Annotated in this window: 19 protein-coding genes; 14 read left to right on the top strand and 5 right to left on the bottom strand. The window is 72.1% G+C overall.

Going from position 1 to position 22480, the window contains the following annotated elements; all coding sequences use genetic code 11:
* Nucleotides 1-507: 507 nt before the first annotated feature.
* From P696_RS0107510 to P696_RS0107475, 8 genes are all read left to right on the top strand, one after another.
* Nucleotides 508-1272: a DeoR/GlpR family DNA-binding transcription regulator gene (locus P696_RS0107510; protein WP_026411853.1), complete on the top strand. Its 765-nt coding sequence runs from the start codon at nt 508-510 to the stop codon at nt 1270-1272.
* The gene (locus tag P696_RS0107505; RefSeq protein ID WP_026411852.1) at nt 1269-2639 is read left to right on the top strand and encodes a 6-phospho-beta-glucosidase; all 1371 of its coding nucleotides are present in this window, start codon (nt 1269-1271) and stop codon (nt 2637-2639) included. Before P696_RS0107510 ends, P696_RS0107505 begins: the two co-directional genes overlap by 4 nt.
* Nucleotides 2636-3760, top strand: a complete 1125-nt coding sequence (locus P696_RS0107500; RefSeq protein WP_026411851.1) for a glycoside hydrolase family 76 protein — start codon at nt 2636-2638, stop codon at nt 3758-3760. Before P696_RS0107505 ends, P696_RS0107500 begins: the two co-directional genes overlap by 4 nt.
* Nucleotides 3761-3866: 106 nt before the next feature.
* Nucleotides 3867-5066 (top strand): carbohydrate kinase family protein, encoded by a 1200-nt coding sequence (locus P696_RS43900; protein ID WP_084336940.1) that lies wholly within the window; start codon nt 3867-3869, stop codon nt 5064-5066.
* Nucleotides 5067-5226: 160 nt separating this feature from the next.
* A complete protein-coding gene (locus P696_RS43895; RefSeq protein WP_034483396.1) occupies nt 5227-6585 on the top strand; it encodes an extracellular solute-binding protein in 1359 nt (452 codons plus the stop codon).
* A gap of 92 nt (nt 6586-6677) precedes the next feature.
* Nucleotides 6678-7652, top strand: coding sequence for a carbohydrate ABC transporter permease (locus tag P696_RS0107485; protein ID WP_084336938.1), 975 nt, complete (start codon nt 6678-6680; stop codon nt 7650-7652).
* Nucleotides 7649-8440: a carbohydrate ABC transporter permease gene (locus P696_RS0107480; protein WP_026411849.1), complete on the top strand. Its 792-nt coding sequence runs from the start codon at nt 7649-7651 to the stop codon at nt 8438-8440. Before P696_RS0107485 ends, P696_RS0107480 begins: the two co-directional genes overlap by 4 nt.
* Before the next feature lie 21 nt (nt 8441-8461).
* Nucleotides 8462-11143, top strand: a complete 2682-nt coding sequence (locus P696_RS0107475; protein WP_026411848.1) for a sugar-binding protein — start codon at nt 8462-8464, stop codon at nt 11141-11143.
* A gap of 180 nt (nt 11144-11323) precedes the next feature.
* On the opposite strand, the gene P696_RS0107470 is transcribed toward P696_RS0107475, so the two are convergent.
* Complete coding sequence (locus P696_RS0107470; protein ID WP_170026339.1) at nt 11324-12046, bottom strand: GntR family transcriptional regulator; 723 nt, start codon at nt 12044-12046, stop codon at nt 11324-11326.
* 178 nt (nt 12047-12224) lie between these two features.
* Here P696_RS0107470 and P696_RS0107465 point away from each other — a divergent pair, with 178 nt between their 5' ends.
* The 6 genes from P696_RS0107465 to iolD are packed head-to-tail and all read left to right on the top strand — an operon-like array spanning nt 12225 to nt 18630.
* On the top strand, nt 12225-13217 hold the full coding sequence (locus P696_RS0107465; RefSeq protein WP_026411846.1) for a Gfo/Idh/MocA family protein: 993 nt from the start codon (nt 12225-12227) through the stop codon (nt 13215-13217).
* Nucleotides 13214-14092 (top strand): TIM barrel protein, encoded by an 879-nt coding sequence (locus tag P696_RS0107460; protein ID WP_026411845.1) that lies wholly within the window; start codon nt 13214-13216, stop codon nt 14090-14092. The genes P696_RS0107465 and P696_RS0107460 overlap by 4 nt, the downstream gene beginning before the upstream one ends.
* Before the next feature lie 17 nt (nt 14093-14109).
* Nucleotides 14110-15060: a 5-dehydro-2-deoxygluconokinase gene (gene iolC / locus P696_RS0107455; RefSeq protein ID WP_051467151.1), complete on the top strand. Its 951-nt coding sequence runs from the start codon at nt 14110-14112 to the stop codon at nt 15058-15060.
* Nucleotides 15057-15947 (top strand): Cgl0159 family (beta/alpha)8-fold protein, encoded by an 891-nt coding sequence (locus P696_RS0107450; RefSeq protein ID WP_034483394.1) that lies wholly within the window; start codon nt 15057-15059, stop codon nt 15945-15947. Before iolC ends, P696_RS0107450 begins: the two co-directional genes overlap by 4 nt.
* A complete protein-coding gene (gene iolB, locus P696_RS43890) occupies nt 15944-16804 on the top strand; it encodes a 5-deoxy-glucuronate isomerase (protein WP_034483391.1) in 861 nt (286 codons plus the stop codon). The genes P696_RS0107450 and iolB overlap by 4 nt, the downstream gene beginning before the upstream one ends.
* Entirely contained in the window at nt 16801-18630 is a 1830-nt protein-coding gene (gene iolD / locus P696_RS0107440; RefSeq protein WP_051467023.1) for a 3D-(3,5/4)-trihydroxycyclohexane-1,2-dione acylhydrolase (decyclizing), read from the top strand. Before iolB ends, iolD begins: the two co-directional genes overlap by 4 nt.
* Before the next feature lie 22 nt (nt 18631-18652).
* Here the strand turns inward: iolD and P696_RS0107435 are convergent, their stop codons facing one another.
* From P696_RS0107435 to P696_RS0107420, 4 genes are all read right to left on the bottom strand, one after another.
* Nucleotides 18653-19678, bottom strand: coding sequence for an ABC transporter permease subunit (locus P696_RS0107435; protein ID WP_026411841.1), 1026 nt, complete (start codon nt 19676-19678; stop codon nt 18653-18655).
* On the bottom strand, nt 19675-20541 hold the full coding sequence (locus P696_RS0107430) for an ABC transporter ATP-binding protein (protein WP_034483389.1): 867 nt from the start codon (nt 20539-20541) through the stop codon (nt 19675-19677). The genes P696_RS0107435 and P696_RS0107430 overlap by 4 nt, the downstream gene beginning before the upstream one ends.
* A gap of 88 nt (nt 20542-20629) precedes the next feature.
* Nucleotides 20630-21280 (bottom strand): response regulator, encoded by a 651-nt coding sequence (locus tag P696_RS0107425; RefSeq protein WP_026411839.1) that lies wholly within the window; start codon nt 21278-21280, stop codon nt 20630-20632.
* On the bottom strand, nt 21277-22395 hold the full coding sequence (locus P696_RS0107420; RefSeq protein ID WP_245627547.1) for a sensor histidine kinase: 1119 nt from the start codon (nt 22393-22395) through the stop codon (nt 21277-21279). Before P696_RS0107420 ends, P696_RS0107425 begins: the two co-directional genes overlap by 4 nt.
* Nucleotides 22396-22480 lie beyond the last annotated feature (85 nt).

Raw genomic sequence — 22480 nt, 5'->3', positions numbered from 1 at the left:
CCGCCGGTGTGCGGTGCAACGCTGAGCCGTCACCGCCCGCCGCCCGGTCGCCCGCCCGCCGCCGCCGGGGTGTGGTGCATGTCGAGCACGCCACCCTGCCTTCAGCCGTCCCCGGCGTCGGCGCGCGGTCGGTTCGCGTGCTCCGCCACGTCCTTCGCGGCTTCGCCGACGTGACGTGCCACGCCCGCCGGGACGCTGCGTGGCGCGCTCGTCTCACCAGGTCCGTCAACTGACACCCCTTCCCGGTGTCTTGACTTTCGGCGACCTCAGGGCGCGATTTGACGGGCGGTGCTGACAAATGCGACGCCGAGGCGGGGACGGGGTGGGGTGATCTCTTGCGCGGCGGTGAACAGCGTGTGTCTTGGAACGTTCCCGAAGTTAACGCGGGCGCCTGACTCCGGGGCGGCTTGACAGAGTCTTGGCACGTCAGGAGGAGCGATGACAGACTTTGAGCAACTTCTTCCCAGCTGGTGACTGACATCACGCACGGGTGTTACGTTCACCTGCGTGACATCGAGCAAGCGCCGTGCGCAGATCGTTTCGTCGGTCCGCACGAAGGGGGCGGCCTCGGTCAGGGAACTGGCCGAGAGCCTCAAGGTGAGCGAGTCGACGATCCGTCGTGATCTCGACGTGCTGGACCGGAACGGCGAGCTCGTGCGGACCTACGGCGGGGCCGCGCCCTCGCCGCAGCAGGCGGCGCAGGCGGAGATCTCCTTCGCCGCCTCGGCCGAGCGCGACAGCGAGGGCAAGGAGGCGGTGGCCCGCCGGGCCGCGGAGCTCGTCGAGGACGACATGGTCGTCGTGCTCGACATAGGCACCAGCACCCGGCTCATCGCCCGTCACCTGCGCGGCCGTCCGGTCACCGTCATCACCGCCAACCTGGCGGTGTTCGACGAACTGCGCGACGACCCCGCCGTCCGGCTGGTGCTGGTGGGCGGCGTGGTGCGGCGCAACTACCTCTCGCTCGTCGGGTCGCTCACCGAGTCCGCGCTCCGGCAGGTCAGCGCCGACCTGGTGTTCCTCAGCTGCACCGGGGTGCGCTCCAACGGACATGTCGTGGACGACATGGAGGTGGAGACCCAGATCAAGCGGGCGATGATCGAGGCCGCCGACCGGGTCGTGCTGGTGGCGTCCGAGACCAAGTTCCCCGGCACCGGGTCGCTGCGCGTCTGCTCCGTCGAGCAGCTCGACACGCTGATCACGACCGCCGGTGCCGATCCCCAGACTCTCGAGCTCTGCCGCCAGGCGGGTGGAAAGGTGATCATCGCATGAAGCTGGCCATTCTTGGCGGCGGTGGGTTCCGGGTTCCGTACGTGTACCAGGCCCTGTTGCGCGACCAAGGCTCCCCGCGCATCGAAGAGGTCTGGCTGCAGGACTCCGACGCCGGGCGCCTCGAGGGCATGGCGGCCGTGCTCGCGACGCTCGCCGACGGCGTGGACGACGCGCCCCGGGTGTTCACCAGCACCGGGCTCGACAAGGCCCTGGAAGGCGCGGACTTCGTCTTCGCCGCCATCCGGGTCGGCGGGCTCGCCGGGCGGGTCTGCGACGAGCGCGTCGCGCTCGACCTGAACGTCCTCGGCCAGGAGACCACCGGCCCCGGCGGCCTGGCCTACGGGCTGCGCACGATCCCGGTGATGCTCGACATCGCGCGGCGGGTGAAGGAGCTGGCGCCGGACGCCTACGTCATCAACTTCACCAACCCGGCCGGGATGATCACCGAGGCGATGCGGGACGTGCTCGGCGACCGCGTGATGGGGATCTGCGACACCCCGTCCGGACTCGGCACCCGCGTGGCCGCGGCGTTCGGCCTCGACCCCGCCCGCATCCAGCTCGACTACGTGGGACTGAACCACCTCGGCTGGATGCGCCGGATCCTGCACGACGGCGTCGACATCATGCCCGCGCTGCTCGCCGACGACGACGTGCTCGGGTCGCTGGAGGAGGGCGTGGTCTTCGGGAACGAGTGGCTGCGCGACCTCGGCGTCATCCCGAACGAGTACCTGTACTACTACTACTTCAACCGCGAGGCGGTGCGGGCCACCCTGGACGCGCCGCAGACCCGCGGCGAGTACCTGGCCAAGCAGCAGGCCGCGTTCTACGAGCGGATCGCGGGCGCGTCCGGCGGCGCCGCCCTGGAGACGTGGCGCGAGACCGTGGCCTCGCGCAGCGCCAGCTACATGGCCGAGGTGAAGGGCGCGAGCGCCGGCGAGGAGCTGGAGGACCACTCCGGCGTCGACCCGGTCGACCAGGGCTACGCCGGGGTCGCGCTGAGCGTGATGAACGCGATCAGCCGCAACGAGCGCGCCCAGATGATCCTCAACGTGGGCAACGGCTCGACCGTCACGGCGCTGCCCGGCGACGCGGTCGTCGAGGTGCCCGTCATGGTCGACGCGAACGGCGTGCACCCGCTGTCGCTCGCCCAGCCCGACCTTCACCAGACCGGGCTCATGCAGCAGGTCAAGGCCGTCGAACGGCTGATCATCAGCGCCGCCCGCAACGGCTCGCGCGCCGACGCCGCCAAGGCGTTCGCGCTGCACCCCCTGGTCGACTCGGCCTCGGTGGGACGCCAGTTGCTGAACGGCTACATCGACCGCATTCCCGAGGTGGCCGCGGTCTTCGCGAAGGGGCCGACGACATGACCGGCCGATGTCGGTCCCGGACGCTCGGCGTGCTGGCCGCCGGGCTCGTGATGACGCTGCTCGTCGGCGTCGTCCCGGCCCAGGCCGAGGCCCGGCAGGGTTCCCCGCGCCAGGACCGGGCGCGGGCGAGCGCGGCCGTGGACGCGATGATGCGCTTCTACGACCGCGAGTCGGGCCGCTGGGATCCGGACGCCCCGTGGTGGCAGTCGGGCAACGCCCTCCAGGCACTGCTCGACTACATGGACAAGACCGGCGACCGCCGTCTCATGGACGCGGTGAAGAACACCATCACCCAGCAGCGCAAGCCCCTGCCCTGGTGGCCGGAGGGCGGCGGCGAGTTCCGCGCCGACTCCACCGACGACACCGGCTGGTGGGCGCTCGCGATGGTCCGGATGTACGACCTCACCCGCGACGGCCGGTACCTCGACATCGCCAAGCTCGACGAGGCCTACATCCGCGAGTACTGGGACGACACCTGCGGCGGCGGCGTCTGGTGGGACATCCCCGGCAAGAGCTACAAGAACGCGATCAGCCTGGAGCTCTACTTCTCGCTGCTCGCGTCGCTCCACAACCGCATCCCCGGTGACCGCGTCTACCTGGCGCGGGCCCGCGAGGCGTGGACGTGGTTCCAGCGCAGCGGCATGATCAACGGCGAGAACCTGGTCAACGACGGCCTGGCCACGCAGTCCGGCGGGTGCGCCAACAACGGCGGGACGACCTGGACCTACAACCAGGGCGTCGTCCTCGGCGGGCTCAGCGAGCTCTACAAGGCGACCCACGACCGTTCCCTGCTGGTCGCGGCGCGCCGCATCGCCGACGCCGTCGTGAACAGCCCGAAGCTGTCGCCGGGCGGGATCCTCACCGAGCCCTGCGAGGCGGCGGGCACGTGCAACGCCGACCAGGCGTCGTTCAAGGGGATCTTCGCCCGCAACCTCGCCGAGCTCGACCGGGTCCTGCCCGGTCATCCCTACCGCGACTATCTGCGCAGGCAGGCGACCTCCCTGTACACCCACGGACGCGACGGACGTGACCGGTACGGACTGAGCTGGTCCGGGCCGTTCGACCGCGCGGACATCTCCCGGCAGGAGTCGGCCGTGTCCCTGCTGGTAGCCGTCCTCTGACCGAACCACACCCCTGACCGGCCCCGATCTCACTCGACCGAAGAATGTCCTGACATTCGGACCAAGTTGGTTCGTCATCAACCCGACCCCCACGAGAGGAGGCGTCATGACAGCAGCCACCCTGAACGGGACCACGCAGGCGGAGTCCGCCCAGGAGACCCCTGGGCAGACGGTCGCCGGCCGTCCGCCGGAGCCGTCGCTCGCGGACCCGTGCGCCGAGCGTGACCTCGGCGGCGCGCTGCTCCGCCGCGCGGACGGACGGCGTGACACCGGGGAGGCGCCCGACCTGGACGTCTTCCTGAGCGGCCAGGTCTTCATGGACATGATCTTCACCGGGCTGCCCGGGCTGCCGCCCCCCGGCACCGAGCTGTTCACCGAGGGACTCGGCTCGGCGCCCGGCGGCATCGCCAACATGGCCGTGGCGATGAGCAGGCTCGGCCTGCGCGTCGGCCTGGCCGCGCCGTTCGGCGACGACCTGTTCGGCAACTACCTGTGGCGCACGCTCTCCGAGCAGGAGGGCGTCGACCTCGCCTGGTCGCAGCGGGTCACCGAGTGGCCGACGCCCGTCACGGTCTCGCTGGCCTACGACTCCGACCGGAGCATGGTCACCTACGAGCGGCCCGTCCCGGAGAACGCCGCGGGCGCCGCGGGCGAGGCGACGCCGAACGCGCGGGCCTGCTTCATCGACATCGACCGCCCCGTCCCCGACTGGGCGAAGGAGATGCGGAGCAGGGGCGCGCTCGTCTTCGCCGACCTCGGCTGGGACGCGACCGGGACCTGGTCGAGCGAGGTGCTGGACCGGCTGCGGGACGTGGACGTGTTCCTGCCGAACGCCGTCGAGGCGATGGCCTACACGCGCACCGGCTCGCCCGAGGAGGCCGCCCGCGCGCTGTCCGAGCGGGTGCCGGTGGTCGTCGTGAAGCGCGGCGGGGACGGCGCGATCGCGATCGACTCCCGGACGGGCGAGGTCGCCGAGACCACGGCGCTGCCCGTCGAGGCGCTCGACGCGACCGGCGCGGGCGACGTCTTCGGGGCCGGGTTCATGTTCGGGACGCTGGCGGGCCTCGCGCTGCCCGAACGGCTGAAGTTCGCCAACCTCTGCGCGGGCCTGTCGGTCCGGCACCGCAGCGGGTCGCTGGGAGCGCCCTGCTGGGGGGAGATCGCCGCCTTCGGCGAATCGGGCGAGATCCCCGAGGCCGCGCTCGAACCGTACGCCTTCGTGGTGGACTTCCTCCCCGAGCCGGCGACCGAGAACGTCGTCCGGGCCCAGCCGACGCTCCGGGCCGACCCCGTGCAGCCGTTCTGACCCGGCATCGGACACCGCACGGCACTACAGGGCACCCCAGAGCACCACAGAACTCGCACAGCACCACAATTGCACAGCACCACCGCAGTACCGCAGTACCGCACCACAGAAGCACCGCACCACAGAACCAGAACCAGAACCACAGGAAGGAGCCGCTGAAATGCCGACACGATTGACACGGGGGGCGGTCGCGACGGCCGCGGCCCTCGCGATGACGTTCGCCGCCGCGTGCGCTCCGGGCTCGTCCAACGACAAGCCCGCGAACAAGGCGCCGAGCGCCATCAGCACCGACGTGGCCAAGGCCGGCAACGTCACCCTCACCGTCTGGGACCAGGAGGTCCAGGGCGGGCTGAAGCAGCAGGTCGACACGCTCAACAAGCAGTTCATGGCCAAGTACCCGAACGTGAAGATCAACCGGGTGTCGCGGTCGTTCACCGACCTGCAGAAGACGCTGCGGCTGGCGCTGTCGGGCAGCAACCCGCCCGACGTCGTCGAGGCCAACCAGGGCTACGCCAACATGGCCCAGTATGTGAGGGCGGGGATGCTGCTCCCGCTGGACTCCTACGACCAGGTCTACGGGTGGAAGAAGCGCTACCCGAAGGGCCTGATGGACCTGAACAGCGTCACCCCGGACGGCAAGCTCATCGGGTCGGGCAACCTCTACGGCGTCTCGCTGAACGGTGAGATCGTCGGCCTGTACTACAACAAGGAGAAGCTCGCCAAGCTCGGCATCCAGCCGCCCAAGACCTGGGCGGAGTTCGACCAGGCCCTCGCCACCGCCAAGAGCAAGGGCGAGCTCCCGATCGCGTTCAACAACCTGGAGAAGCTGCCCGCCATGCAGCTGTACGGCATCATCCAGGACGGCCTGACCGACAAGCAGGCGGTCCGCGATCTCGTCTTCGGCAAGGGCGGTTCCTGGACCGACGGGCCGAACGTCCAGGCCGCGAAGAAGCTCTCCGACTGGGCCAAGCAGGGCTACCTCACCAAGGACCCCAACTCGCGCAAGTGGGACGACACCCCCGTCGACTTCGCGAAGGGTGAGGGCGTGTTCATGTTCGGCGGCACCTGGTGGGCCCCCGACCTCGCCGACCGCATGAAGGAGAAGGTCGGCTTCGTCCTGCCGCCGGCCGCCCAGGCCGGTCAGCCGACCGCGACCATGGGCGGCGAGAGCCTGCCGTGGTCGATCACCGCCAAGTCCAAGCACGCCGACGTGGCGGCGGCCTACATCAACTTCATCACCTCGCCCGAGGCCATGGACGTCTCCGTCGAGACCGGGAACCTGCCCGTGCTCGCCGCGCCGACCAAGCAGCCGTCGCTGCCGCTGATGAAGGAGGTGTCGACGGCCTGGGCCGAGCTGAGCAAGAACGACGGCACCACCCCCTACAACGACTACACCTCGCCCACGTTCACCGACGGGTTCGGCGGTCCGCTGCAGGAGCTGGTCGCCGGCAGGAAGTCCGCCGAGGACGTCATGAAGGCGGCGCAGGACGACGCCACCGCCTTCCAGAAGAAGAAGTAACGAGCGGCTTCGCCGCCGGGGCGCCCGGAACAGCCACACCGGCGCCCCGGCGGCGAGATCAGGATCGACCGGCAGAGCCAAGGAGTCCGCCCATGACGACCGTCGAGCGGCAGAAGTCCCGCAAGACCGGGGAGAAGCCGCCCGGCACCCGCGCCGAACGCCGGGCGGGGGGCCGGGTGAGGACCCGCGCCCCAGGCGAGTCCCGCAACATCGGCTGGCTGTACGCCCTGCCCGCGCTGCTGGTGTACGGGGCGTTCCTGCTCTGGCCGCTGGCGCGCGGCGTCCAGTTCTCGTTCTACAACTGGGACGGGCTCGGCACCGCGACCTGGGCCGGGCTCTCCAACTACACCACCACCTGGACCGACCCGGCGCTGCGCGGCTCGTTCGGCCACCTGCTGATCCTGGTCGTCTTCTACTCGATCCTGCCGTGCTGCATCGCGTTCGTGCTGGTGGCCGCGATGTCGCGGACGAAGATCCGCGGCATGACGTTCTTCCGCACGGTGCTGTTCCTGCCGCAGGTCATCGCGATGGTCGCGGTGGCCGTGGCCTGGCAGTGGGTCTACTCCGCCGACGGCCCGGTCAACACCGTGCTCGGCTGGCTGCACGACCTCGGGCTGCCCGACTGGCGGCACGGCTGGCTGGGGGACTTCACCTTCGCGCTCCCGGCCGTCGGGCTGGTCGGCACCTGGGTCGAGATCGGCCTCGCGTTCGTGCTGTTCATGGCGGGCGTGCAGAGGATCCCGCGTGAGCTGTACGAGGCCGCGCGCATGGACGGGGCGGGCCCCGTCCGCGAGTTCTTCGCGGTCACGCTGCCGGGCCTGCGCCGCGAGCTCGCGGTGGCGCTGACGCTGACCACGACCATGTCCATCCGCAACTTCGACCTCATCTACATGGCCACCGGCGGAGGCCCGGGCAACGCCACCAAGGTGCCCGCGTACGAGGTCTACAACCGCACGTTCAACACCGGCGAGGTCGGCCTCGGCTGCGCGATCGGCATCACCATGGCGGTGCTGCTGTTCGCCGCCACGACGGCCATCGGACGCCTGGTGGAAGGGAAGGGCGCATGAGTTCGCGGCGCGAGCTGATCTTCAACCACGCGATCCTGACGCTCTTCGCGGTCATCGCGCTGTTCCCGATGCTCGGCGTGGCGGTGAAGGCCCTCCAGCTGCCGGGCCTGGACGTCAGCACGTTCTCCACGGCGTGGCGCGACGGGCACTTCGCCACCTACCTGCGCAACAGCGTGATCGTCACCTCGGTCACGGTGGTCGTCTCCGGGGTCCTGTCGATCATGGCCGGGTTCGCGCTCGGCACCATGCGGTTCCGCGGCGCCTCGGTGCTGTTCCTGCTGTTCCTGGCCGGACTCACCATCCCCACCGAGACCATCGTGGTCCCGCTGTACTTCGACCTGCGGTCGGCGGGCCTGGACAACAGCTACGCGGGGCTGATCCTGCCGCAGGTGGCGATGTCGGTGGCGTTCGGCACGTTCTGGATGCGCGCCTTCTTCCGCAGCGTCCCGCCGTCGCTGCTCGAGGCCGCCCGGATCGACGGCGCGTCCAGCTGGACCACGCTCTGGCGGGTGCTGGTCCCGGTCGGCAAGCCCGCGATCCTCACCATGGTGCTGCTGACCAGCATGTGGACCTGGAACGAGTTCCTGCTGCCCCTGGTGATCGTCAACTCCGACGAGGGGCTGCGCACCGCGCCCCTCGGGCTGTCCTTCTTCCAGGGCGCGCACAAGACCGACTACCCGCTGCTGATGGCGGGAGCGCTGATCATCGCGGCGCCCGTCATCGCCGTTTATGTCTTCCTGCAACGTCAGTTCATCGCAGGAATGCTCTCGGGGGCCATCAAGGAGTAGGGAACGAAAAGGAGAGTTGGTTTGCACAGACTCACCCTGCCCGCCGTCCTGACCGCGGCCCTGGCCGCATCGGCGGTCACGCTGGTCAGCGCGCCCGCGCACGCGGCGGCACCGGCACGGCCCGACAAGGGACAACTGGACGTGCTCTTCGTCGGGGCTCATCCCGACGACGAGGCCGGCACGCTGTCGACCCTGGGGCAATGGAACGAGTTCGACAAGGCGCGGACCGGCGTCCTCACCGTCACCCGCGGTGAGGGCGGCGGCAACGCCGCAGGCAACGAGGAAGGCCCGCCGCTCGGCCTGCTCCGTGAGAGCGAGGAGCGGCGCGCGGTCGGCAAGGCCGGCGTCACCGACATCCACTATCTCGACAAGGTCGACTTCTTCTACACGGTGAGCGCTCCGCTGACCGACGACACGTGGGGGCACGACGCCTCGCTGGAGAAGGTCGTACGGCTCGTGCGCGAGACGCGGCCCAAGGTCATCGTGACCATGGAGCCCGCGCCGCTGCCCGGCCAGCACGGCAACCACCAGCAGGCGGCGCGCCTGGCGACCGAGGCGTACTTCGCGGCGGCCGACCCCAAGGCCTTCCCCTCGCAGCTCAGCGGGGAGAGGCTGAAGACCTGGTCGCCGGGCCGGCTGTTCAGCACGGGAGGAGCCTCCGGCCCCACCGGAGAGACCTGTACCGCCAACCCGACCACGAACAGTCCCGCCACGCTGTCCTACGGCGTGTGGGGAGGCCGTGCCTCCACACGCAACGGCGGCAAGCCCTGGGCGCAGGTCGAGCGCGAGGCGCAGCGGATGTACGTGAGCCAGGGCTGGGGCGGCTTCCCCGACGTCCCGGCGGACCCGTCCAAGATCGGTTGTGACTTCTTCACGCAGATCCACGGCCGGGTGCCGTTCACGCTGGGCAACACCGGCCCGACGGCGATGCTCGAGGGCGCGGTGTTCCCGGCCAGGGGCGGGCTTCCGCTCGGCAGCCGGTTCTACCTGACGAGCGACTTCGGGGTCGGCGCCGGGCGCGCGTTCAAGGTGACCGCGCACGCCTCGTCCCCGCGCGAACTGCAGGGCGCCAAGGCGGCGCTCACGGTTCCGTCGGGTTGGAACGTGACAGGCTCGGGCTCGCTCGGCACGGTCTCGGCCGGGGAGAGCACCACCACGTTCACCGTGACGCCCCCGGCGGGCGCCACGACCGGACGCGTGCAGATCGCCGCGAAGCTCACGGCCGGTACCGCCTCGGGGCAGACCGTCTCGATGGTCGAGGTCCAGCCGCCCGTCACCGGGCTGCAGGAGCCGCTGCCGCGCGTAGCGGACTTCGACGCCTGGGCCGGCAAGAACGGCGTGCCCGCGCTCACGGGCCGGATGAAGCGCGTGCTCACGCTCGCGTCCGGCAAGTCGCGCAAGGTGCGGATCGACCTGTCCAACACCACCTCGTCCGCGCAGTCGGGCACGGTGAGGCTGGGCCTGCCGAAGGGCTTCTCGGCCGACGAGGACTCCAAGCCGTTCACGCTGGCGGCCGGGGCCAAGGGCGCGGCGACCTTCACCGTCACCAACACCGACGCCTCCCTGCCGACCTCCAACCAGGGCGGTACCGGCGGCGACTACGACCTCACCGTCACCACGACCCCCTCCTCGGGTGCGGCCGACGTGCAGAAGGGCGGGCTCGAGCTCGTCCCGACCGCGCAGCTGTCCAAGGCGACGACCGCTCCGGCGATCGACGGCAAGGAGTCGGACGGCGAGTACCCGGGCCAGGAGATCGACCTGTCCCGCCTGTGGGAGGGCTCGGCCTGCGACTCGGCCGCCGACTGCTCGGCGACCGGCAAGGTCTCCTGGACCGACGACGCGCTGAACGTGCTGGTCAAGGTCCGCGACGACAAGCAGGGCACGATCCTCGGAGCCGATGACTGCAAGCGTCACTGGCGTTCGGACTCGGTCGAGATCGCGATCGACCCGCGCGGCGACTCCGAGAACACCTCCACCACGTTCAAGACGGGGATCTTCCCGCAGATGTCGGACGGCAAGCCCTGCTTCGAGCGGGACGCCGACGCCCACCAGGGCACCGGCGCGGAGACCGCCCCCGGCATGCAGGTCGCGTCGGTCGTGAACAAGCCCTACGACGGCTACACGATCGAGGCGAAGATCCCGTTCAAGGACCTCCCGACCGCCGTGGACCCGGCGCGGATGGGCCTGAACATCTTCGTGTACGACTCCGACACCCAGGACAAGACCGGCCAGACCCGTATCGGCTGGTCGACCTGGGGCGGCGTGCAGGGCGACCCGTACCGGTGGACCCTGACCTCCCTGCCGGGCTACACCCCGCCCGCGGGGCTGCCGACCACGCCGCCTCCGCCGGTCATGCCGACCGACGCGGCCACGTCGGTGAACTCGCCGGAGTCGATCCTCCAGTCGGTGCGCACCGGCGTCCCGCTGGCGGCGACCGCCGCCGCTCCCGCCGACGACACCGCGCGGATCGTGGGCAAGCCGGAGGTCTCGGGCGGCTCGGTCACCTTCAAGCTGCTGGCGACCGGTCCGGGCACGGCGAACGTCCACGTGTGGGACGGCAAGGTGCTCGGAACCAAGAAGGTCGTCATCGGCCGGGCGGGTGTCCAGACGGTGACGGTTCCGGGCGCGAGCGGCTCGCTGACCGTCGCCTTCGAGGCCCAGAAGGGAGGCACGGCGAGCAGCGCCGTGCAGCTGACCGGCTGAGATGTGACCGGCTGACATGACGCCGCGGTCGCCGGACCGGGGGAAGGCCCGGACCGGCGACCGCGGTTCGCCCGACGGCCGCGGTATGCGTGACGGCCGCGGTTCCCGTGGCGCCCGCGGCGCCCGCCCGTCGCGGGCGTCACGGGAGCCGCGGCGGACTACTTGCCCACGAGCGTGGGACTACTTGCCCACGAGCGTGTGGGAGAACGAGTAGCGGTCGGCCCGGTAGACGTGGGTGCCGTACTCCACGGCGATCCCCTTGTCGTCGAAGGCCGTCCGGGTCATGGTGAGCAGGGGGGTTCCCCGGCGCTCGTCCAGCAGCCGGGCCTCGGCGGCGGTCGCGGCGCGCGCGCCGATGGTCTGGTGGGCGATCCGCAGGTTGATCCCCGCGCCGCGGAACGTCTCGTACAGGCCGTGGGCCTCCAGATGGGCTGCGGTGACGTCGATCAGCCGGAGGGGGACGACGTTGGTCATCAGCGCGAGAGGCTCGCCACCGGTGAGGCGCAGCCTGCGTATCCGCAGCACGTCCGCTCCCGCCGCCAGGCCGAGCTGCTCGGCCGCCTCCGCGTCGGCGGGGACGGTCTCGAGGTCCAGGACCCGCGTGCGGGGTTCGCGCCCGTCGGCGGTGAGGTCGTCATAGAGGCTGGACAGCTCGATCGGCCGCCGCACCTGGGACTGGACCACCTGCGTCCCGACGCCCCTCTTGCGGACCAGCAGGCCCTTGTCGACCAGGTGCTGGATCGCCTGCCGGACGGTCGGCCGGGAGAGCCGGTAGCGCGCCGCCAGGTCGAGTTCGTTCTCGAGGCGGGCGCCCGGCGGCAGCTCGCCCGCGCGGATCGCGGCCTCGAGCTGCTGGGCGACCTGGAAATAGAGCGGGACCGGGCTGCCCCGATCGAGCGTCACGGTGGGTCCTTGCACGTGAGGAGGATAGCGGACGGCTCATAGCTTGGCCTTGAAGTCCTTATGTCAGGACAAACTATTGACAGCTCTTGGAGCGTTCCATGAGACTCGATCATGTTGACGAAGGCGCCGGCGATGGCATGCGGCAGGCGCGTACGAGGCGAACGGGAGGCGCAGCCACATGAGGGTCGGACTGGCGGGAGCGGGACGGATCGGAGCCGCGCACGCCGAGACGTTGAGGGATCTGGCCGATGAGGTCGTCATCGCCGACGCGGACGCCGGGCGCGCCCGGGAGGTCGCCGGCAAGCTCGGCGTCGAGGCCGCGGGCGGGGTGGACGAGCTGTTCTCGTCCGGCCTGGACGCCATGGTGGTCGCCACGCCGACCTCCGCGCACGCCGCCCTGGTGATCAGGGCGGTCGAGGCCGGGCTGCCGGTCTTCGTCGAGAAGCCGCTCGCGGCGGACCTCGATGGAACGATCCAAACACTGACCGCGCTGCGCGGCTCCGAGGTGCCGGTGCAGATCGGCTTCCAGCGGCGCTTCGACCCGGGCCACGTCGCCGCGCGCGACGCCGTGCGCTCCGGGCGTCTCGGCTGGGTGCACACCGTGCGCTCGATGACGCTCGACCGCGTTCCGCCGCCGGACGAGTACATCCCGACCTCCGGAGGTCTCTTCCGGGACTGCTCGGTCCACGACTTCGACGCCGTGCGGTTCGTCACCGGACGCGCGGTCACCGAGGTGACCGCGACCGGCGCGAATCACGGAGCGGGGGCGTTCGCCGAGGCCGGCGACGTCGACACCGGCTCGGCGACGCTCATGCTCGACGACGGCACGATCGCCGTCGTCTCCGCGACCCGGTACAACGCCGCCGGCTACGACGTGCGGCTGGAGGTGCTCGGCTCGATCGCCGGCGTCGTCGCCGGACTGGACGACCGGACCCCGCTGGCCCCGGCCGGCGACGGCTTCCGTCCCTCGGGCCCGGCGCACGGCGGGTTCCTCGAACGGTTCGCCGAGGCGTACGCGGCCGAACTGCGCGCCTTCGCCGACATGGTCAAGGGCGGCGGCGTGAGCCCGTGCCCGCCCGAGGAGAGCCTGGAGGCGTTCTACGTCGCCGAGGCATGCGAGATCTCCCGCCGCGAGCGGCGCACCGTGACGATCGAGGAGGTACGCCGATGAGCATCGAGATCGCGGCCGGACGGGTCGCCGCCGCCCCCATCTCGTGGGGCGTCTGCGAGGTCCCCGGCTGGGGCCACCAGATGGAGGCCGGGCGGGTGCTGGCCGAGATGCGCGACCTCGGGATCAGCGCGACCGAGTTCGGCCCGGACGGCTTCCTGCCCTCCGATCCGCGCGACCGGTCCGCGCTGCTGGGCTCCTACGGGCTGGCGCCCGTCGGCGGCTTCGTCCCCCTGGTGCTCCACGACCCGGGCCTTGACCCGATGCCGGAGCTGGCGCGCGCGCTCGACTCGTTCGGCGACCCGGGCGCCACGGCGGTCCTGGCCGCCGTCACCGGGCTGGACGGCTACGACGAGCGGCCCGTCCTGGACGACGAGAACTGGAAGGCGCTGTTCCGCAACCTCGACCGCGCCGCGGTGCTCGCCGCCGAGCGCGGCCACCGGGCGACCCTGCACCCGCACGTCGGCACGGTCGTCGAGCGGCGCGAGGAGGTCGACCGGGTGCTGGCGGGGTCGCACATCCCGCTCTGCCTGGACACCGGGCACCTGCTGATCGGCGGCACCGACCCGCTGGCGCTGGCCCGCTCGGCCGCCGCGCGGATCTCCCACGTGCACCTCAAGGACGTCGACGCGGAGCTGGCCGGGAGCGTCCAGGCGGGACGCGCGACCTACACCGAGGCGGTCCGTGACGGCATCTACCGTCCGCTCGGCCAGGGCGACATCGACATCGCGGGCATCGTCGCCGCGCTCGAAGGCGCCGGTTACGCGGGCTGGTACGTCCTCGAACAGGACACCATCCTGGAGGCCGAGCCCGCACCGGACGCGGGTCCGCGCCGCGACGTGCGCACGAGTCTGGCCTTCCTCGGGAGGACGCCGTGACCTTCGACCTCATCACCATGGGCCGGGTGAGCGTGGACCTCTACCCGCTCCAGACCGGCGTCGGTCTTGAGGACGTCGAGTCGTTCGGAAAGTTCCTCGGCGGCAGCCCGACCAACGTCGCGGTCGCGGCGGCTCGCCACGGCAACCGGACGGCCGTGATCACCCGGACCGGTGAGGACCCGTTCGGCCGGTTCATTCACCGCAAGCTCGCGGAGTACGGGGTGGACGACCGGTTCGTCACCGGCGTCCCCGGCCTGCCGACGCCGCTGGCGTTCTGCGAGATCTTCCCGCCCGACGACTTCCCGCTCTACTTCTACCGGTATCCCAAGGCGCCCGACCTGGAGATTCGTCCGGAGGAGCTCGACCTCGACGCCATCGCCGCCGCCCGGATCTTCTGGGCGACGGTGACCGGCCTGTCCCAGGAGCCGAGCCGCGAGGCGACGCTGACCGCGCTCGCCGCGCACCCCGGGACGACCGTCCTGGACCTGGACTGGCGGCCGATGTTCTGGGAGTCGCCCGAGGAGGCCAAGGACCTGGTCGCCCGCGCGCTGGAGCACACGACCGTGGCGGTCGGCAACCTGGAGGAGTGCGAGGTCGCCGTCGGCGAGCGCGAGCCGCACGCCGCCGCCCGCGCGCTGCTGGACCGCGGCGTGTCCGTCGCGATCGTCAAGCAGGGGCCGCGCGGCACGCTCGCGGCGTCGGCGGACGGGATCGTCGAGGTCCCGCCGACGCCGGTGGAGGTGGTGAACGGCCTCGGCGCGGGCGACGCCTTCGGCGGCGCCGTCTGCCATGGCCTGCTGCGCGGCTGGGACCTCGAGCGGATCGTCCGCTTCGCCGGGGCCGCCGGGGCGATCGTCGCGTCGCGGCTCGCCTGCGCGGACGCGATGCCCGACTCCGGCGAGGTCGAACGCCTACTGGCCGCGACCGCCGCGAACGACGCGGCCAACGACAAGGAGAGCACGGTTTGAGCACCCGCACGTTCGCCGAACGCCACGCGGAGCTGGTCGAGACCCGGGCCGCCCGGCCCGGCGCGATCGCCGAGGCCGCCGCCCGCCGCGCGCGGCCCGCCGCCCCGCTCGGCGCCGCGGGCAAGCTGATGATCATCGCGGCCGACCATCCGGCGCGCGGGGCGCTGCGCGCCGGGACCGACCCGCAGGCCATGGGCAACCGCCGCGACCTGCTGGAGCGGATCTGCGTCGGGCTCGCCCGGCCGGGCGTCCACGGCGTGCTGGCCACCCCGGACATCATGGAGGAGCTCCTCCTGCTGGGGGAGCTGGACGGCAGGTACGCGATCGGGTCGATGAACCGGGGCGGCCTGGCCGGGGCGTCGTTCGAGATCGACGACCGGTTCACCGCCTACACCGCGTCCGCGATCGACGCCGCGGGCCTGGACGGCGGCAAGATGCTGCTGCGCGTCGACCTCGACGACCCGGCGACCGCCCCGACGCTGGAGAACTGCGCGAACGCGGTCACCGAACTCGCGGCACGAGGGCTCCCGGCGATGGTGGAGCCGTTCCTGTCCACGCGGGGCGAAGGCGGGAAGATCACGAACGTGCTCACCCCCGAGGCGATGACCAAGGTCATCTCGATCGCGTCCGGGCTCGGCGCCACGTCCGCCCACACCTGGCTGAAGGTGCCCGTGGTCGACCGGATGGAGGAGGTCATGGAGTCCTCGACGCTGCCCGCCCTGCTGCTGGGCGGCGAGGTGTCCGACGACTCCGAGGCCACGCTGGCAGGCTGGAAGGCGGCCCTCGACCTGCCGACGGTGCGCGGACTGGTCCTCGGCAGGTCCATGCTCTACCCGCCCGGCGACGACGTCGCGGGCGCCGTCGACGCCGCGGTGGCGCTGCTGTGAACGGAGAGGTGTCCATGGAGGTCACACCCCAGAGCGCGGGCTGGGAGTACTCCGGCCTGCGCGTGGTGACGCTCGACGCGGGGGAGGAGGTCACGCTGGAGACGGGGGAGTCGGAGACGCTCGTGCTCCCGCTCGCCGGATCGTGCGTGGCGACGATCGGCGTCCCGGCCGACGAGATCGCCGTGACGTTCGAGCTCCAGGGCCGTCCCGACGTCTTCTCCCGCGTCACCGACTTCGCGTACGCGCCGCGCGACGCGTCGATCGTCCTGTGGTCCAAGGACGGCGGACGGTTCGCGCTGCCGTCCGCGCGCTGTGAGCGGCGGCTCGCCCCCCGCTACGGGCCCGCGGGGAAGGTGCCGGTGGAGCTGCGCGGCGCCGGGCAGATGAGCCGCCAGGTGAACAACTTCTGCACGCCCGAGGCGTTCGAGGCCGACCGGCTGATCGCGTGCGAGGTGCTGACGCCGGGCGGCAACTGGTCGTCCTACCCGCCGCACAAGCACGACGAGCACACCGAGGACGAGTCGGTCCTGGAGGAGATCTACTACTTCGAGGTCGCCGACGCCCCGCACGGCGGGGCGGGCATGGGATACCAGCGGGTCTACGGCACCACCGAGGTGCTGGAGGAGGTCCGCACCGGGGATGTCGTGCTGATCCCGCATGGATGGCACGGGCCCTCGATGGCGGTGCCCGGCCACGACCTCTACTACCTGAACGTGATGGCGGGACCGGGCGAGGAACGCGCCTGGAAGATCTGCGACGACCCGGCGCACACCTGGATCCGCGGCACCTGGGCGGACCTGCCCGCCGACCCGAGGCTGCCGATGAGCTCGGCCGCCGGACCCGAGGGGGAACGATGACCGAGACCGTGCGGCTGACCGTCGGGCAGGCGGTCGTCCGCTTCCTGGCGAACCAGTGGACCGAACGGGACGGCGAGCGGCAGCGGTTCTTCGCCGGGTGCTTCGGCATCTTCGGCCACGGCAACGTGGCGGGCCTCGGGCAGGCGCTGCTGGAGTACGGCGACGAGCTGCCCTACCGGGCGGCGCGCAACGAGCAGGCGATGGTGCACGCGGCGGTCGGCTACGCGCGCACGCACGACCGGCTCCGCGCGTTCGCCTGCACGACCTCGGTCGGGCCGGGCGCGACCAACATGGTCACCGGCGCCGCCCTCGCGACCATCAACCGCATCCCCGTGCTGCTCCTGCCGGGCGACGTCTTCGCCACCCGGGTGGCCAACCCCGTCCTCCAGGAGCTGGAGGACCCGCGCTCCTACGACGTCTCGGTCAACGACTGCTTCAAGCCGGTCTCGCGCTTCTGGGACCGGATCAACCGGCCCGAGCAGCTCCCGAGCGCGCTGCTCGCCGCGATGCGCGTGCTGACCGATCCGGCCGAGACCGGCGCGGTCACGCTCGCGCTGCCGCAGGACGTCCAGGCCGAGGCGCACGACTGGCCGGTGGAGCTGTTCGCCGAGCGGGTCTGGAGGGTCGCCCGCCCGGTGCCCGAGCCCGCTCTGGTCGAGGAGGCCGCCGCGCTGCTGCGCGGCGCCGAGCGTCCGCTCATCGTCGCGGGCGGCGGGGCCATCTACTCGCGTGCGACCGAGGCGCTGCGGGCGTTCGCCGAGGCCACCGGCATCCCGGTGGCCGAGACCCAGGCGGGCAAGGGGACGCTGGCCTGGGACCACCCGGCCTCGGTGGGCGCGATCGGCGCGACCGGGACCACCGCCGCCAACGCCCTGGCGCGCGAGGCCGACGTCGTGCTGGGCGTCGGCACGCGCTACAGCGACTTCACCACCGGCTCCCGCAGCGTGTTCGCCCGTCCGGGCGTCCGCTTCGTCAACCTCAACGTCGCGGTGCCGGACGCCGTGAAGCACGCGGGCCTGCCGCTGACCGCCGACGCGCGCGCGGGGCTGGAGGCCCTCCGTTCGGCGATGGCCGGGCACACGGTCGCCGCGTCCTACCGGGACGAGATCGCCGAACGCGTCGCCCGCTGGAACGAGGCGGTCGACCGGGCCTACGCGCCGTCCGGCGGGGCGCTCCCCGTCCAGCCGGAGATCATCGGCATCGTCAACGAGATCAGCGGCCCGCGCGACGTCGTGGTGTGCGCCGCCGGGTCGATGCCGGGCGACCTGCACAAGCTGTGGCGGACACGCGACCCCAAGGGCTACCACGTGGAGTACGGCTACTCCTGCATGGGCTACGAGATCGCCGGAGGGCTCGGGGTGAAGCTCGCGGCGCCCGACCGCGAGGTCTTCGTCATGGTCGGCGACGGCTCGTACCTGATGATGGCCCAGGAGCTCGTCACCGCCGTCGCGGACGGGATCAAGCTGGTCGTCGTCCTGGTGCAGAACCACGGCTTCGCCTCGATCGGCAACCTGTCGGAGTCGGTCGGCGCGCAGCGGCTCGGCACCCGGTTCGAGCTGCCCGGCGACCTGGCCGCGAACGCCGCCGCGCTCGGCGCCGACGTCCTGCGCGCGACGACCGCCGAGGAGTTCCGCACGGCCCTGGTCAAGGCCCGCGACAGCGCCCACACGACGGTCGTCCACGTGGAGACCGACACCTCCACCGGCTCCCCGGACAGCGAGGCCTGGTGGGACGTCCCAGTAGCCGAGGTCTCCACCCTGGACTCCACGACCCAGGCCCGCGCCCGCTACGAGGAGAACCGCAAGTCCCAACGCCCCTTGATCTGATCCGTGCGCGGCTCCCTCCGCGCTAGTTCAGGTGGCGGCGGATTCGCCAGAGGGCGAAGGTGGCGAGGAGGGCGCTCAGGAGGAGGTAGAAGGCGGTCTCCAGGAGCTGGAAGGTCCAGTAGCGGGTGGCCGGCTGGTAGGTGATTTTGAGGTGGAGGTTCAGTTTTCCCAGGCAGGCGGCGGTGTCGCCGAAGGTGCCGCGGGTGCCGGTCTTGGGCGGGGAGCTCAGGCAGTGGTTGAAGCGGGCGGTGCTCAGGGGACGGTCGTCGGACGTCAGCAGGGGGCTGGTCGCGCTGATCCAGGCGTCGGGCTCGTCCGGGAGGGTGATGCCGCCGATGACCGGGCCGCCGGTGACGCTGCCCAGGTTCCGGGCGTGGTTGACGGCCTCGGTGGTCATGGGCATCGTCGCGGTCTTCGCGGGCATGAGGTGCGGGCGGACGAGGTTGGGGACCAGGAACTGGATCGCGATGAAGGCGGCCAGGGTGATGGCGATCGCGGGGAGGGTGCGGCGGACCAGCAGGCCGATCACCGTGCCGAGCGTGACGGCGAAGACGGCGTAGCCGATCGGGGCGATGTCGCGGGAGCCGAACAGGATGGTGCCGAAGCGGTTCCCGCCGGACTTGTCGACGGGGCTCGCGGCCCAGGTGACCAGGGCGCTGACGATGGCGGCCACGACCGCCGCCGCCAGGACGGTGAGCAGGAGCCTCGTGGCCAGCCAGTGGCGGCGGGTGACGCTCTGGTTCCAGACCAGGCGGTGGGTGCCCGCCTCCAGCTCGCGCGCGACCAGGGGCCCGCCCCAGAAGGTGCCGAGGAGGGCCAGGCCCAGGCCGAGCCCGGCGGCGATGTAGAGCATGGTCTCGCGGTAGCGGGCCTGGAAGTCGGCCATGGCCTGCGGACAGCCGGGCCGGGTCCGGCAGGACGACAGGGCCGCGGAGTGGGCGTCCCGGATGTCGCCGCCGAGGTAGAGCAGCCAGGCCGCGGCCAGGACGGTCGCCACGGCGGCGGTCAGGGCCTGCCAGCGGAACTGGCGCCACGCCAACCAGATCATCGTGCGGCCTCCTGGTAGGCGTGGGCGGTGGCCTTGTCGGCGCGTGTCATGTAGGCGAGGACCAGCTCTTCGAGGGTGACCGCCTCCGCTGTCGCGGGGGGTGGGGTGGTGAAGCGGGCTATGGAGCCGGTGATCAGTTCGGCGTCCTCGGGGACGTGGGGTGTGGGGAGTCTGCGGTGGGTGGCCAGGAGGTCCTTGACGTCGCCCGCGACCTGCACGCGGGCGTCGCTCAGGACGATGATGTGGTCGCAGACCCGTTCGACGTCGGCCAGCAGGTGCGAGGAGAGGACGGCGGCGGCGTTCAGGTCGGCGACGAAGCGCAGGAGGTTCTGGAGAAAGCCCTGGCGGGCCAGGGGGTCCAGGGCGGCGGCGGGCTCGTCGAAGATGAGCAGGTCGGGGCGCTTGGCGGCGGCGATCGTGAGGGCCAGCTGGGCGCGCTGGCCGCCGGAGAGGCCGCCCGCCTTCTGGGACGGGTCCAGCCCCGCCTCGCGGACGCGTCGCTCGGCGAACGCCATGTCCCAGCCGGGGTTCAGCCTCGCGCCGAGGCGCAGGTGCTCGGCGACGGTGAAGGAGCGGTAGACCGGGGCGTCCTGGGCCATGAAGCCGACGCGGGACAGGTGGGCGGCGTCCGCCGCGGGACGGGAGCCGAGGACGCGCAGGCTGCCGGACGTCGGTTCGGTCAGGCCGCAGGCCAGGTGCAGGAGCGTCGACTTGCCCGCGCCGTTCGGGCCGACCAGGCCGATGACGCGGTCCGGCGGGATCGTCAGGTCGACGCCGTCCAGGGCGGGGCGACGGCGGCGTCCGTAGCGTTTGGTCAGTCCCTCGGCCTGCAGCACGGGGGGACGGGAGTGGTCGTGAGGCATGCTCCGATCATTCGCGGACGCGTCGTCCCGGCCATCGGCCCAAAGCACGCTTCGGGGGCGGCGCGGCGGTACTTTCGGCCGGTGCCGCTCAGGTGCTTCTGACGATCCTGTTCTCCCAGGCCCACGCGACGATCTCCACGCGGTTGCGCAGGCCGAGCTTCGACTGGACGCTCGCCATGTGGCCCTTCACGGTGCTCAGCGAGATGAACAGCTCGGCGGCGACCTCCTGGTTGGTGCGGCCCCGGGCCACGGCCCGGACGACCTCCAGTTCGCGATCGGTGAGCGGGGACGTCGAGGGGGAGGGCGGCGCGCCCTCGGCCAGGTGGCGGAGCAGGCGGATGGTGACGGACGGGGAGACCAGCGCCTCACCGGCGACGGCGGCGCGGACGGCCTCGACGAGCAGCCGGGGTCCCGCGCCCTTGAGGACGAACCCGACCGCGCCGCCGCGCAGCGCGCCGTAGACGTATTCGTCCAGGTCGAAGGTGGTGACCACGACGACGCGCAGGGGGTCGGTGACGCCGGGCCCGGCGAGGGCGCGGGTGACCTCGATGCCGTCCAGGCGGGGCATGCGGATGTCGACCAGGCAGACGTCCGGACGCAGGCGGCGGGCCGCCTCGATGGCCTCGACGCCGTCGGCGGCCTCGGCGACGACCTCGATGTCCGGTTCGTCCTCCAGGATGAGGCGCAGGCCGCCGCGGATCATGGCCTGGTCGTCGGCGATCAGGACGCGCACGGTCATTCCGCCTCCCGGGGGACGGGAAGGACGGCGCGGACGGCCCATCCGCCGACGTCACCGGGCCCGGCGTCGAGCGTCCCGCCGAGGGCCTCGACCCGTTCGCGCATGCCGAGCAGCCCGAACCCGGCCCGTCCGTGCGGCCGGGGCGGAGGCGCGTCGTCGACGACCTCGACCGTGACGCGGTCGTCGTCCCGCCGGACGCTCACCGTGACCGAACCGGCCTGCGGGGCGTGGCGGGCGACGTTCGTCAGCGACTCCTGGACGACCCGGTAGACCGTCCCGGTCACCTCGGGCGGCCAGTCGTCACCGTCGTCCGGCATGTGCAGGCGCACCGCGGGCCCGGACCGGCCGAAGCGGTGCACCAGGTCGTCCAGGCTCTCGGGGCCGGACGAGAGGGGCGCGGCGTCGCCGGTGTCGCGGAGGAGGGCGACGGCGCGGCGCATCGCGGCGAGGGCGTCGGTGCCGGTGGTCTCGATGTCGGTGAGCGTCCGGGGCATGTCCTCAGGACGCCGCCGCGCGACGACCTGCGCCGCCTGGGTCTGGATCAGCATGCTCGCGATGTGGTGGGCGACGACGTCGTGCATCTCGCGGGCCAGCGCCAGGCGTTCCTCCCGGCGCACGCGCTCCGAGGCGGCCCGCGCCCGGACGGCCCCCAGCCGCAGGGCGAGGCCGATCGCGACGGCGGCGAGCCAGCCCAGCGCGCCGATGTTGGCCACGGACGAGCCGCTGGACGTCGTCCGGGCCGCGATCTCGCCGCCGACGGCGACGGCCAGCCCGCCGCCCGCCACGGCGGCGGCGACCGTGACGGGAAGGGTTCGCACCGCCGAGGCGACCATGAGGGCCAGGCCCAGCGTCATGGCCGGGCTCGGCTCGGCGGGCAGGTGCGCCTCGCGCGAGACGAGGATCGCGACGGCCGCGATGCCGATCGCCAGGGAGGCCGTTCCGACGGGCCACCGGTCCCGCAGCAGCGCCAGGACGCAGACGGCCGAGGCGGCGACGCTCATGAACGGCCAGTACGCGGCCCCCCAGCTCACCCCGATGGCGAGTGCCTGGAAGGCGATGGCCGACGCGAACACGGCGGCCGTGGCGAGCCGCGTCCAGCGCGTCGAGAGGATCACCGGGGCAACGGTACGCGCCCGCGCGGTCGAGGCCATGGCCGGGGCGATCGGTCGTTTTTCCTGCATGTGGGCCAGGTTCGGAGAC

Source organism: Actinomadura oligospora ATCC 43269 (assembly GCF_000518265.1).
GTDB classification, from domain to species: domain Bacteria; phylum Actinomycetota; class Actinomycetes; order Streptosporangiales; family Streptosporangiaceae; genus Spirillospora; species Spirillospora oligospora.
Note: the sequence above shows the minus strand (reverse complement) of the source record. Positions and strands in the feature narration are given on the sequence as shown.

What these genes read in the sequence shown, in the direction of transcription:
- P696_RS0107505 (WP_026411852.1), top strand. Translation starts at nt 1,269, where the DNA reads ATGAAGCTGGCCATTCTTGGCGGCGGTGGGTTCCGGGTTCCGTACGTG.
- P696_RS0107500 (WP_026411851.1), top strand. Translation starts at nt 2,636, where the DNA reads ATGACCGGCCGATGTCGGTCCCGGACGCTCGGCGTGCTGGCCGCCGGG.
- P696_RS43900 (WP_084336940.1), top strand. Translation starts at nt 3,867, where the DNA reads ATGACAGCAGCCACCCTGAACGGGACCACGCAGGCGGAGTCCGCCCAG.
- P696_RS43895 (WP_034483396.1), top strand. Translation starts at nt 5,227, where the DNA reads ATGCCGACACGATTGACACGGGGGGCGGTCGCGACGGCCGCGGCCCTC.
- P696_RS0107485 (WP_084336938.1), top strand. Translation starts at nt 6,678, where the DNA reads ATGACGACCGTCGAGCGGCAGAAGTCCCGCAAGACCGGGGAGAAGCCG.
- P696_RS0107480 (WP_026411849.1), top strand. Translation starts at nt 7,649, where the DNA reads ATGAGTTCGCGGCGCGAGCTGATCTTCAACCACGCGATCCTGACGCTC.
- P696_RS0107465 (WP_026411846.1), top strand. Translation starts at nt 12,225, where the DNA reads ATGAGGGTCGGACTGGCGGGAGCGGGACGGATCGGAGCCGCGCACGCC.
- P696_RS0107460 (WP_026411845.1), top strand. Translation starts at nt 13,214, where the DNA reads ATGAGCATCGAGATCGCGGCCGGACGGGTCGCCGCCGCCCCCATCTCG.
- iolC (WP_051467151.1), top strand. Translation starts at nt 14,110, where the DNA reads ATGGGCCGGGTGAGCGTGGACCTCTACCCGCTCCAGACCGGCGTCGGT.
- iolD (WP_051467023.1), top strand. Translation starts at nt 16,801, where the DNA reads ATGACCGAGACCGTGCGGCTGACCGTCGGGCAGGCGGTCGTCCGCTTC.
- P696_RS0107435 (WP_026411841.1), bottom strand. Translation starts at nt 19,678, where the DNA reads ATGATCTGGTTGGCGTGGCGCCAGTTCCGCTGGCAGGCCCTGACCGCC.
- P696_RS0107430 (WP_034483389.1), bottom strand. Translation starts at nt 20,541, where the DNA reads ATGCCTCACGACCACTCCCGTCCCCCCGTGCTGCAGGCCGAGGGACTG.
- P696_RS0107425 (WP_026411839.1), bottom strand. Translation starts at nt 21,280, where the DNA reads ATGACCGTGCGCGTCCTGATCGCCGACGACCAGGCCATGATCCGCGGC.